General features: G+C 58.7%; 10 protein-coding genes. 3 read left to right on the top strand and 7 right to left on the bottom strand.

Annotation, left to right across the window (positions count from 1 at the left end):
* Window positions 1-6: 6 nt before the first annotated feature.
* The 5 genes from flhF to HRF49_05115 form a co-directional block, all read right to left on the bottom strand.
* Entirely contained in the window at window positions 7-1,293 is a 1,287-nt protein-coding gene (flhF, locus tag HRF49_05135; protein ID MEP0814030.1) for a flagellar biosynthesis protein FlhF, read from the bottom strand.
* Window positions 1,283-3,403 (bottom strand): flagellar biosynthesis protein FlhA, encoded by a 2,121-nt coding sequence (gene flhA / locus HRF49_05130; protein ID MEP0814029.1) that lies wholly within the window; start codon window positions 3,401-3,403, stop codon window positions 1,283-1,285. The genes flhF and flhA overlap by 11 nt, the downstream gene beginning before the upstream one ends.
* A 33-nt stretch (window positions 3,404-3,436) precedes the next feature.
* A complete protein-coding gene (gene flhB, locus HRF49_05125) occupies window positions 3,437-4,513 on the bottom strand; it encodes a flagellar biosynthesis protein FlhB (protein MEP0814028.1) in 1,077 nt (358 codons plus the stop codon).
* 41 nt (window positions 4,514-4,554) lie between these two features.
* Window positions 4,555-5,334 carry a flagellar biosynthetic protein FliR gene (locus HRF49_05120; protein MEP0814027.1) on the bottom strand — a complete coding sequence of 260 codons (780 nt, stop codon included), beginning with the start codon at window positions 5,332-5,334 and terminating at the stop codon, window positions 4,555-4,557.
* A 585-nt stretch (window positions 5,335-5,919) separates the two neighbouring features.
* The gene (locus tag HRF49_05115; protein ID MEP0814026.1) at window positions 5,920-7,188 is read right to left on the bottom strand and encodes a tyrosine--tRNA ligase; all 1,269 of its coding nucleotides are present in this window, start codon (window positions 7,186-7,188) and stop codon (window positions 5,920-5,922) included.
* A 163-nt stretch (window positions 7,189-7,351) separates the two neighbouring features.
* Between HRF49_05115 and HRF49_05110 the strand changes: the two genes are divergently transcribed.
* Window positions 7,352-8,491 (top strand): hypothetical protein, encoded by a 1,140-nt coding sequence (locus HRF49_05110; GenBank protein ID MEP0814025.1) that lies wholly within the window; start codon window positions 7,352-7,354, stop codon window positions 8,489-8,491.
* A 24-nt stretch (window positions 8,492-8,515) separates the two neighbouring features.
* On the opposite strand, the gene HRF49_05105 is transcribed toward HRF49_05110, so the two are convergent.
* Both HRF49_05105 and HRF49_05100 read right to left on the bottom strand, forming a co-directional pair.
* Window positions 8,516-9,535: a PD40 domain-containing protein gene (locus HRF49_05105; protein MEP0814024.1), complete on the bottom strand. Its 1,020-nt coding sequence runs from the start codon at window positions 9,533-9,535 to the stop codon at window positions 8,516-8,518.
* A gap of 39 nt (window positions 9,536-9,574) precedes the next feature.
* The gene (locus HRF49_05100) at window positions 9,575-10,456 is read right to left on the bottom strand and encodes a VOC family protein (protein MEP0814023.1); all 882 of its coding nucleotides are present in this window, start codon (window positions 10,454-10,456) and stop codon (window positions 9,575-9,577) included.
* A 180-nt stretch (window positions 10,457-10,636) separates the two neighbouring features.
* On the opposite strand from HRF49_05100, the gene HRF49_05095 reads away from it, so the two are divergent.
* Complete coding sequence (locus HRF49_05095; GenBank protein MEP0814022.1) at window positions 10,637-11,365, top strand: zinc ribbon domain-containing protein; 729 nt, start codon at window positions 10,637-10,639, stop codon at window positions 11,363-11,365.
* 24 nt (window positions 11,366-11,389) lie between these two features.
* Window positions 11,390-12,573, top strand: a 1,184-nt coding sequence (locus HRF49_05090; GenBank protein ID MEP0814021.1) for a zinc-ribbon domain-containing protein, incomplete at its 3' end; no start/stop codon positions are given.

The following is a 12,573-nucleotide window of genomic DNA, read 5'->3' as shown; positions in this document are numbered from 1 at the left end:
GTGCATCTAAACCTTTCCTGTCGCCGCCCACTTTTGGATGAAATCCACCGAAGCGGCCCTTATGTCGTCTGGCACCTTCTGGCCGATCGTGAAATAGCTGACCGGCCGGTTCGTGAGGCAGTTTATCGCATAAACGCTGCCAAGGCTGCCCGTCTCGTCAAGCTTGCTTACGATTATGTGGTCGAATCCTATCCCGCTGAACTTTTCAAGCATCAAACGAATGTCGTCCGCTTTCGTGTGCGCGTCGATAACAAGCTCGGTCGCGTCCGGCGCGGCGACGCGGAAGTAATTGCGCAAGTCCTCCATATGCTCGACGTTGAAAGGACTGCGTCCCGCCGTATCCACAAGCACCAAATGGTCTTTTGCGTATTTCGCAACCGCATCACCAAATTCCTTCGGCGTGAACACGATCGAAATCGGCATCTTCATGATATCGGCATAAGTCCGCAGCTGCTCGGCCGCAGCGATACGGTAAGTATCAAGGCTGACCAGCGCGATCTTGCGGCCTTCTTTTATTCCCCATTGCGCGGCGAGCTTTGCGATGGTCGTCGTTTTGCCCACGCCGGTCGCCCCGATGAAAGCGATCGTCATCCCCTGCCCCGCGGCCGGCAGCTTGACACCTCCCGCGAGCAGGATTTCGCTGATTACGACGCGTTTCACGCGGTTCATCAACATTTCGGGCGTAAGCGCCTCTTTGTTGGCGGGATTCAGCGCGATCGCCTTTTCGACCAATTTGGCGGCGCGATCGGGCGATATGTCCCATGAGATTACTTCGTTCAAAACTGTTCTCTCGATACGCGATTTCGTTTCGGGCGCCGAAGCGGATGCCGTTTCCGCAGCGGGTTTGAAGGATTTCGTCTCCCGCTCCAAGCCTTCCAATTTTTGCGCCAGTCCCTCCACCAGCGATTTGAGCTGCCTAATTTCGGCAGCGATCGAATCTTTTCCGTTTCCGTTTGACGAACCGGAGTTGACCGAAGCCGCCGATGTTTCCTGCGTTTCAACGCGCCTTTCAGCCGCGAAAACCCGGGGAGGAGCGCCCACGTACCGTCTGCCCGGCTCGACCTGTCCGCCCGCGCGAGGAGCCGCGTCGCCCGAAATTTCGACGCGGTCCTTCGCTTGCGATTTCGGCGCCGCGAGAACTTCGATCCACTCCTGAACTCCGAAAAGCCCCAGGAATCCGCCGCGCTGAAACCGCCGCGTTTGAATCAGGACGTCCGGCCCCATCTCCTCCTTGATTCTGCCGAGGAGATCGCCGTAATCCACGAGTTTCGCTTCGTATCTCTTAGCCTGCATCTGGATTCTCCACGTAGCCCACGGTTCTCAGCTGCGCGTCCTTCGTCACTTCCAGGTACGATAGCACCGTCACACCGGTATAGGTGCGCTCGACGAGCTTGCGGAAATACGGCCGAACGCGCGGGCTGACCAGGAACACGGGCGGATTTCCCGCCCTCACCATTTTTTCGATTTGTTTTCCAACGTTCTCCATTAACGCTTTGTTGTATTTCAAATCGAGCACCGGCACCGTTCCGGACGGCGTCTGCTGGAGATTCGCCGCAATCCTTTCCTCGATTGCCGGATCGAGCGTTGAAACCACCAATACGCCGTCCGCGCCCGTATGCTGCGCCGTTATCTGGCGAGCCAGTGCCTGACGGCAGTATTCGGTCAATATTTCCGGATTGCGTTCAACTTCCGTGGCGTAATCGCCAAGCGCTTCGCAAATCACCGCCAGGTTTTTGATGCTCACGCGTTCGCGCAGGAGGAGCTGAAGCACTTTGTGCACCTGCGCAATGGAAAGCTTTCCGGGTACAAGATCTTCCACGAGCGCGGGAAACCGCTCTTTAAGATTATCCAGCAACGTCTTGACGGCTTGTCTGTCCAAAATCTCCGCCGAGTAATTTTTGATGACCTCGGTCAAATGTGTCGCAAGAACCGTGGAAGCATCGACCACGGTGAATCCCGCCGCCTCCGCGCGCGCGCGATCGCGCGTTTCGATCCAATACGCGTCGATTCCGAACGCGGGTTCTTTGGTTTTGAGTCCTTCGAATTCCGCCTGTGGATCGCGCGGATTCATCGCCAGAAACCTGTCAATTTGCAGCTCTCCCGTCGCGACCGTCGTGCCCTTTACTTTGATCACGTATCCGCCCGGCGCGAGCGCGATGTTGTCCCTTATCCGCATGGGCGGAACGATGAATCCCAGATCGTTCACGATCTGCCGGCGGATGTTGTTCACCCTCTCCAAAAGGTCGCCCTGCTGCTCGGCGTCCACAAGCGGAATGAGCGCGTACCCTATTTCGAGCTCAAGCTGGTCCACCTGAAGCATTTCTTCAAGCTGCCGGCGCTGCCGGTCGGCGGGAGATTCCGCTGCGGCCGCAGCGGAAGGAGCAATCGCGATTTCGCCCGCCTCTTCCTTTCGCTTCCTTTCCTGCGACACGCGCCAGCCGAGGTACGCGAGAATCCCGGCGGCGGGCCACAGGATTATTTTCGGCATTCCTGGAACCATCGAGACTACAAATAGAAATCCCGAAGCAATCCACATTACCCTGGCCTGCGCGAACAGCTGGCCGATGACGCTTTCGCCGACGGTTTCTTCGGCGGCCGATTTCGTAACCATTATGCCCGTTGCCGTGCTGATCAGCAGCGCGGGAATGGACGCGACCAGCCCGTCTCCGATCGTGAGCCGCGTGAAGGTCTGCAGCGCCTCCTGCCAGGTCATCCCCATCTGCGTAATGCCTATCGCGAATCCCGCGATGATGTTCACGAAAATCAGGATTATCGTCGCCAAAGCGTCCCTCTGCACGAACCGGGACGCGCCGTCCATCGCTCCGAAATAGTCGGCCTCGTCCTCTAGGCGCTTGCGGCGCGCGCGCGCCTGCTCTTCGTTGATTATCCCCGCGTTCAAATCGGCGTCTATCGAAATCTGCTTGCCGGGCAACGCGTCCAGCGTGAACCGCGCCGCCACCTCGCCTATGCGCTGCGCGCCGAAGGTGATGACGACGAAATTGATTATGATGATGATTGCGAAAATCGCTATGCCGACTATGTAGCTGTCGCCGACCACGTAGCTTGCGAAAGTCTGGATGACGTGGCCCGCGTTCGCCGAAGATAAAATCGCGCGCGTTGTCGCGACGTTAAGGAACAGACGGTATACCGACGTGAGCAGGATAACCGTCGGGAATATACTGAAGTCCAGCGGCTCCCGGACGTACATCGTCAATACGGAAACCAATATCGCCGCAATCAAGCTTCCCGCGATGAATACATCCAGCATGAAAGGCGGAAACCGGATGATCATCAAGAGCAGGCTCGCCAGGAATATCAGCGGCACAGCCATCTCGATATTCCTGCGCGCGGAACCGGCTATCCCAGCGAATTCACCGATTGCAGGTATGCTTCGACCTTCCATTTACAAAACTCCGCCGCAAGCCGCGGCCGGATTTTATTGCTGCGCCACCAGGCGCGCCTTGATGCGTTCGTTGCTGCGCGCGAGGAACGCAAGAATCTGCGCCACCGCGCGGAAATGCTCCGCCGGGATGTAGTCGTCGATTTCCGTCGCGTACAGAGCGCGCGCCAGCGGCGGGTCTTCGACGATCGGCACCCCGTTTTCGCGCGCCACCTCGCGGATTTTGAGCGCGATGTATCCCTTGCCCTTGGCGGTTACCCGCGGCGCGGTCATCCCGAATTCGTACAAAATCGCCACGGAATAGTGCGTCGGGTTCGTGATGACAACATCCGCCTCGGCAGCGCGTTTCATCATCCGCGTGAACGCGATCTGCCGCCCGCGTTCCCGCAGAGTGCGCTTGATCAGCGGATCGCCTTCCTCGGTCTTCAGCTCGTCCTTCACCTCCTGCTTCGTCATCCGGATGCCTTTTTCGAACTCGTAAACCTGGTACGCATAATCGAATATCGCGAGAATGAGAAGCGCGACGCTTGTCCAAATCCCTATTCGAAGCGCGATGCCGAAGCTCGACGCGAAACTCGACTCAATCGACGCGCCGATCAATCCGGGAAAGTTGAACATCTCCGTTTTGAGAATCACGTACACGATGATTCCCACGACCGCGAGCTTGGCCAAGCTTTTCGCGAGCTCGACGAATCCGCGCAGGCTGAAGAGCCGCTGGAAGCCGCGCACGGGGTTGAGCCTGGATAAATCCGGCTGCAGCGGATGCGCAGACACGATGCCGCCGGTCTGGGCGACCTGGGTCAGCAGGCCCACGGCAATCGCAACCAAGAAAAACGGGGCGAGAATGTTGAGCGATGCGGCTACCCATTCCGCCGTATAACGCATTATCGTGGACTGGTCGAGCCGAAGTTGGTCCGCACGGCCGATGGTGTCCAACGTAAGAGCGCGGAAAAGCCCTCCCGTGCGATCGGACGCCGCGGAAAGCGTGACGAAAAGCGCCAACAGAAGCAGCGCGCTGGTCAACTCGTTCGAGCGCGCCACCTGGCCGCGCTCTCGCGCCTTGCGCCGCTGCCGCGGAGTCGCCCGCTCGGTTCTCTCGCCGCCTTCGGCCAACTAGCAAATCACCTCCCTGCAAAAATTATTCACCATTGCGATTACCCGAATGAAGTCACAACCGACATCGCGTCGGTAAGAAACTTATCCACCACGCGCCATACGACCGGATTCAGCAACCCGACGACCATCGCCATCACGAAAAGCCCGCCGGCGATCTTGAGCGGAATCCCCACGAGAAAAACGTTTATTTGCGGGACGACGCGCGCGATAATCCCCAGCCCGAAATCGAGCATGAACAGAATCGCCAGAAGCGGGGCGGCGATTTGAAGCGCGACCACGAACAGCGTCGTGAGCATCCCGCCGAACGCTTCGATCGAGAATCCCGCGGCGTCTATGCCGCCCGCGGGAACGAGTTCGAACGACCTGCCCCAATACAGAAGAAAAGCATGATGCAAATTGAGATTGAGAATCGCGAGCGAAACAATCGTGAACAGAAACTCCCCCGTAAGACTGACTTCCTCCTGGCTTTGCGGATCGAGCACGTTGACGATTCCGAATCCCATCTGGAATCCGAATATCCGCCCGGCGAACTCGAAAACAACGTAAATCAATCCGACCAGAAAACCGACCGCAAGCCCGATAATCAGCTCCCCCACCGCCATCGGCGCCCACACCGCCGTTTCATACGGCCTCGCCGGAAGCGCCGGCTGATTGAGAGCCAGAAACATCAGGGCAAGCCCGCCAGCCAGCGCCACCTTGAACTGAGACGGCACGCTGCGCGCGGAAACTACCGGCGCGACGAACAGGAAGCCCGCCCCGCGCAGAAAATAGAGCAGAAAAGCCTGAAACTGCACCGCCGTCAGATCGAGCAAATTCAACGAGAATCACCGCATTTCAACGCGGCCCGGCGCCCCAAAAGCCGCAGCATAACGCCGCGGCTTCCGAAACAAATCCCGGCCCGCCTGCCCGCACTCCACCTGCACGGGCGACAACGCCAATTCCCCTTGAAACGAGCCTTGCGGCGCGTGATGTCGGGCGGCCCCAACCGCCCGGCCGGATATCCCTCCGATATTGTATCACAAACAACCAGGTTATCAACACTTATCAACATAAAAGGTGGGTTTGATGTGACGGCGAACGTTTCAAAATTCACAACCTCGCGAATCCCGCCAAAACGCCGCGTTTTGCGCTCCAAAACCGCGCGCGATTGCGGTCGCGCGCGCGACGCGCAAACCAATCTCGGGGCCGCGATAGTCCGCGAAAGTCGCCCAAGCCGCGCCGCGGGCGCGAAATGTAATTAAACATGGTAATTAGCAGCGGCAACGGGGGATGAAAACGGGCGCGGAAACCTGCTCGACCTGCAGTATGTTATGTTTCCGCAGTTATACAGCGCAAATCAAGTGCATTCCGGCGGCGCCTTATACAAGCCCTTTTTCCTCTTCCTGCAGGCTCCGCCCGTATTATCACCTTGCAAGCCGGAAAAAGCCGCGCTTCCCGATACGCACGACGGCCGGCAATTCGTCCGGCATCGCGGACTTGGAATCGGAAACGGCCGCTTCCCCCAATTTCACACCGCCCTGCTCGAAAAGGCGGCGAAGTTCGCGGTTGCTTCCGTCGAACAGCTTGTGTTCAACGATGAATTCGAAAAGCGTGCGACTGCCGTCCAACCATTCCGGGCCGACTTTGATTGTCGGCGCGTCCTCGTCCGCGGTTTTTTCCTGAACCGTCGCGCGGAAATGCTCCGCGGCGCGGTCGGCAGCCTCCTTTCCGTTGTATTGCCGGGTCACTTTCCACGCGACTTCTTTTTTGACATTCATCGGGTTTTCGCCGGATTCGAGGCGCGCCAGCAGCGCATCCTTTTCGGCAGCGGAAAAATCGCACGCAAGCTCGATATATTGCGGCAGCAAATCGTCGGAGATGCGCATGCACTTGCCGTACATGTCCTCCGGCGCATCGAGCAAATCAATGGTATTTCCCCAGCTTTTGCTCATCTTGCGCCCGTCGGTGCCGGCGAGGATGGGCATCGTGAGCATAACGTGAGGCGGGTCGCCGTAGTGCTCCTGGACGGTTCTGCCGGCTAGCATATTGAGATGCTGGTCGTACGCGCCGATCTGGACGTCACATCTAAGCACGTATGCGTCATAACCCTGCATCAAGGCGTACAGGGCTTCATGAAATCTGAACTCTTCGTCCGATTCCAGCCTGATCTGGAAATCACGCCTGCTGATTATCCGCTTGAACGGGAAGATCTTTGCTATGTCAATTATCTGCTCGAACGAAAGCTTGGCAAGCCATTCGCCGTTAAACCGGATTTCCGTTTTCTCCCGATCAAGGAGCTTGAAAGCTTGCTCGGTGTAAAGCTGCGCCATCCTATCGATTGCCTCTCCGGATATTTCGGCGCGCTCCCTGCTTTGGCCTGTCGGGTCGCCGATTCGGGCAGTGTAATCGCCGATGAGGAATATCGCCTGGTGGCCCAGCTCCTGAAATTGGCGGAGCTTCTGCGCAGGCACCATGTGGCCTATGTGAAGGCTTTCCCGCGTCGGATCCACGCCGAGGTATACGCGCAGCGGGCGGCCTTCTTTCGCAGCGGATTTTATGCGCGCGAGCAGCTCCGCCTGGCATCGTTTGCGCAGGACGCTCTCGCCGCCCGGGTCGCCGAATTCCGCGCTCTCGTCGGCGAACTTGGTGCCGCGCATAAGGATTGCAACCTGTTCTTCGGGTGAAACGCGCATCGATATCCCGCACAAATACTAGCACAAGCGCCAGGCGGAAAGACCCGGGGAGACGGCTTTGAAACTGCTTCCGACTCCAAACCGCGATCCGTCCGTTTGTTGCAAAACGCGAATTCGCGCGATCGTTTATGGCGCAATTCCTACCGCTCCGATATACTTTGGCGTGGAAGAGACAAGACCTTCGATGTATTACGCGGCGCAGTTCCTCACCAGCGCCCTGGTCAGCATTGTATGCGCGACGTTACTCACTTTAGGCAAGCTGGTCTCGCCGTTTATCATGTTCTTTTTCCTCTTTTCGCTGATATGCAGCTTTATACTCGCGGCTGCGCTGATGTACCAGGCGTTCGAGGAAAAATGGCCGATAGCCGTTCTTTCGCTGGCCACGATCGCCGGGCTTTTCGCGGGATGGTTCGCGGCTCCGGGCATCGTCGGGTTCTACTCGCTGGCCAAGAAAAAGCAGGAGCTGAAATCCAACCTGCTTGCAATCGCCGACGCGATCGGGAAATACAAGCTGGACAACGGAGCGTATCCTCCCTACCTCATCGGCGGCGTCGAGACCGGCCCGACGGAGCTTTCCGATGATCCGCTTATCGCCAAAGGAGCCATCATTTCGTATCCCGTAAACCCGTACGGCGTTCCGGGCAGCTTTGTAACTTATCCCAAAACTTTTTTGACGGAGTGTCTGCAGGACGACAAGCGTCCCTGCCACTTCGGCCAAAATTTCGCCATCGACCTGCAGTACCAGCTTGGAGATCCTTACTCCGACCGCAAAAGCACCCTTGCCCGGTTCGGAACCGCATCTGAATTCGACGCGCTCCGGATGGGCTCGGTGCTGGGCGACGTGCGCAGCAATCACGGCTCGTTCTGTTACAGCGCCTGGGGAGGCGGCGAAATCGGAGAGCGCAAGCTTCCTTTCCTTCCGGGAATGTTCTTTTACAAGGAATGGAGCGATTCCGTGGATGGCACCAGCCACTTCGTACTCGGCGCGTACGGTTCGTTTTACGACGAGGGGTACGACATACTCGGCCCTGCGCCGGAAGGCTTTCTCGTCGCAAGCGACAAATCCGGCAACGGCAGCCCGCTTCGACTTAACGAGGAAGGCAGGCTGGTCGTGGGCAACCCGGACGGTAAGCCGGACGGCGTGGTGTATGTTCTGACAGACGAAGGCGAGTGGACGCCGAAAGGAATCCGCAAACTTGCGAAACCGGCAATCCGCGAGCCCGAACCGGAGCCGGTCGAGGAGCAAAAAGAAGAAGCGCCGCTTGGCACCGAACTGCCGAAAACTCCGCTTGTCAACTATTGAGCCGCATTCAGCCGCCGAAACCGGCTAGCCCAGCGCGTTGACGACCGTGCGGATCACGACCTGCGGCATCTCCGCATGTATTTCGATCCAGGCGACATGAGTCCCGTCGGGCGAAATGGCGGGATACTCGGCCCAAGTGCCGGGCGGGCTTATCTGGAACTCGTCGCCGGATTCCTGATGGCGCAACCAGACCGACGGCGCGATCTCCCAGTCGTACTCGTATTCGGCCTTCAACTCCGGATCGCGGCGGACGAACGCAATCATCCCCATATATTTCGATAGAGCCGGCTGCTCGGCATCGGCAAGAAAAAGCTCCTCCGTGCCGGATTCAACATCGAACTGATACAGATGCCAGTCTCCCCATCCGCCGCGTTCGAACAAGAGAAGTCCTTCGCCCGTCCAGCGGGGATTCGATTCGTGGTAGCCCCACTCGCCGAAATCCGCGATGCCGGTCAGCGCTCGTCCCGGCTTTCTGCCGAACGGCTTGTAGAAAATCTGCTCGTAGCCGCCGGGCATACCGTCGCCCTGGACGAGGTAAGCGAATCCCGAGCCGTCCGGATTCGGCACGGGCGAGCACTCCGATTGGTCGCGGCTTTCGACGAGCGGCTCGAACCTGCCCGTACGCACCTCGTACAACCCGATGTCGCAGCCGTAAAACCGCTCGCCGTAGCTGACCAACACTCTCGGATTGTCCGCGTCGGGCAGGAATGCGCAGTCCAGTACGCCCGAAAGCATCCGCACTTGCTGGCTCAAGTCCGAGCTGTAGCCGTATATGAACAGCTTTCCGTTCTGAACGTAGGCGAGCTGCGAGCCGTCCGGACTCCACGACGGCGACGACGGGGACTCGTAAGCGATCCCGTATGCGGAGCCGTAAGCATCTACAATCCAAAGCTCGGTACCGACGACCGCCGCAAGATGGAAGCCGTCGGGCGACCAAACCAGCTTAGGCGGATATTCGCCGTAGCCGTTTGCAAAAGCGGGCGCCGCGGTCAGCAGCAACACAGCCGCCGCCAAAAGCAAAAAGGGCAATCCCCGTAAACTCATTGCAGTCTCCTTTGGAAGGCTGCAATTGTACCAGTCCGGCTAGGCCGCTCCCAGCAGGCCGATCCACACGCCCGAGGGATCCTGGAAATAGCCGAACACGCCCATCTCGGAGACCATCGGCTCGCCCGATGGCGTGCCGCCCGCGGCCTTGACCTTTTCAAGCGTCGCCGCGACGTCGTCCACCCAAATATACGCCATCACAGGAATTTCCTTGGTATGACCCTGGAATACTCCTTCCAGTCCGGCGCCAGGATTGAAGCCAAGATACTCCGTGTGCCCCGGCGTCGGCGTAGTCGTCCATCCGAATACTTTCGTGAAAAACGCATTCGTCGCCTCGAAATCGCCGCCGAAAATTTCAAAAAAGCAAATCGTGTTGGGCTCGGGCTTTTCGGTTCCTGTAAACGGATTCGGACTCGGCTCAAGAGGCATGTACATGTCCGCCAGCCCGTAGGTGACTCCCGCGGGGTCCGTGAACAAAGCGATGTGCCCGGCTTCGCCACCGACCGCCATCTTGGGAACGATCGTCTTTCCCCCCGCGGCTTCGATTTCCGCAAGCGCCGCGTCGATTTCCGGGACGTAAATGTACGGAATCGTCTGCTGCATCCGGCCGAATCCCTGGCCGTTGAATCCGCCCATCAGCCCCGACGGAGCCTGAAAAAAGACGTATTCAGGCATTTCCTCGAACGGCGTGAACCGCCAGCCGAACAAATCGGCGTAAAACTTCGTGGTGGCGTCCTTGTCGGCATAGCCGAACTCGACCCAGCAAAAATGATGGCCTTCGTATCCTTCCGGCGGTCCGTAGCTCATTACGTCCTCCTGTGTTGCGTTTCCTTCAGAACCGTTATTCTGTGCAGACGCCGCTCCGCAAACGATAAGCAAAGCTGCGAAAGCGGACAGCGTACCCGTGAAAATCCTTGTCATTCTATTTGCTCCTTGCGATTAAACCAGGATTACTACCACGCCGCTGGGAAGATTCTCGCCTCGGTTGCGGCCGCGCGGAAAATTCCGCGCCGCAGGTGTGCGATCCATACGTGCGATTGCGGCGCGGCGCGCGCTGTGTTAAATTGATTTCCCGGCGGCAGCGCCCGCCAGGTGACGGATATGCCACTTCATTGCAGCGCCTGCGGCGCATCCAATTCGGGGGATGCCAACTTCTGCCAGAATTGCGGGGCAAAGCTCGTTTCTCCCTACGAACGGCCGCAGTCCCACGACCTTGCGGCCTCGGCATCGGTTGCTTCAACCGCGCCGGAATCCGAAAAAGCCGATTCCCAAAATGAGCTGCCCGGATTCAAACCGCTGGAGTGGCCGGAGCCGCCGGAAATTGACAACGCCGAAACGCGGTTCGAAGGCACCGGACGGCTTTCGGAACGAAATCCCGCGGACATAAAGGCGGAATTGATCGCAACGCTTGGCATCGAAGATGCGCAGACGTATTCGGCATCCGATGCGGGCGTCGCAATCCACGAATCAAGGATGGACGCCGCGCCCGCCGCCAGGCCTGCAACGCAATTCACGCAGCCTGCAGCCGGCAGGCCCGTCGGAGCGGGAGAGGCATTCGGAGCTGGATGCCTGACGCTTTTGATTCCCGTCGCGGGCATTTTTTTCAGCGTCAACTGGCTCAAAGCCCGGCGTCCCGGCGCGATAGGCTTCCTCGTGTTCACCGTCATCGTCAATATGATCGCCGGTTTCTTTTGGTTTCTGCTGGTTCTGGGTCTGACCATGGAAGATGAATCGAAACCGGCTCCCCAATCCCCGCCCGCTGCGGAAGAGTCGGTTGCCCCGATCGCGTTCGAGCGGACGGAATTTGAACGGCAGTATCTTGAATTGTAACGAGGCCGGCTCGAGGAGAAATCAATGCCTCTTCACTGCACGAGTTGCGGAGCTTCGAATTCCGGAGACGCTAAATTCTGCGCGCACTGCGGCGCGCAGATACTGCATCCCTATTCGCCGCCGCAGGAACCGGAAGCGCAGGCCGCTTCGCCGCACGCGGACGATGCGCAAGCCGAAACCCAACAGGTTTCCCAAGCCGGACAGGTTTATCCCCAGCCGCAGGAGAGCCGCGAGCCGCCGCGACAGGAATACTCGCAGCAGCCATCCGGCCGGTATTACGCACAGCCGCCCAAGCCGGAAGGCGAGCCGGTATCGGGCTGCGCGCTGTACGGGGGAGGATGTCTCGTGCTGCTCGTCCCGGTTCTCGGCCCGATTATCGGACTCATTTTCGGAATAATCTGGGCGGCCAACCGCAGACGCGGAGGAGTAGGATTTCTGGTCTATTCCGCGATCGTGATGCTGATCGGGATGTTTTTCCTGCCGATTGTAATAGCTGTCTCCGTTCCCATCTTTCTTAAATCGAAGGAAACGGAGGTCAGACAGTTCACGGAGGACGTGCTGGTGTCCATTCGGGCGGCCGAGGCGAACTACTACATCAAGAACGGAAAATACGGCGATTTCGAGGCTCTCGCGTCCGCGGGATTTCTCGATTCGCGATTTGCGGGAGGCGCGTTTTTCGACCGGGGAGTTTCGATCACCTTATCGGTTGCCGAGGATGAGCAGTCCTACACCGCTTATGCAATATTGCCGCTGGGCGGGACTATGACGCTCGACGAAACCGGGAATATCAGCACCGAAGGGATGGCGGATTTCGGCGAGGCGTTCACCGGCATATTGAAATCGGACGAAATCCTGGAAGGCGACTTCGCCGACGCGTCCGCGAAGCTAAGCGCGAACCTCGCGCTCATTCAAATCCGGCTCGCGGAATCGCTTTACTACGCGACCGAAAACGCGTACGCCGACCTGCCCACGCTCGCGGAAAAGGATTACCTGGACAAGAAGTACGGCTCGAACTCGATAACCGATCTCGAAGGCGTCAAAGGGATGACGCTCGAATTCCAGACGGACGGCAAGACGTACAGGGCCACGATAACGCTGCCCGGCGGCGGGCAGGTCTGGGTGGACGAGTCGGGCGAAATCCAGGGCGAGGGCGCGTACGACTACGGCGATACGGCGCCGGAAGAGGAGCCGTGCGAAAAGTCCCCAAT

The sequence above is a fragment of the bacterium genome (genome assembly GCA_039961635.1).
GTDB lineage: Bacteria > 4484-113 > 4484-113 > JAGGVC01 > JAGGVC01 > JABRWB01.
Note: the sequence above shows the minus strand (reverse complement) of the source record. Positions and strands in the feature narration are given on the sequence as shown.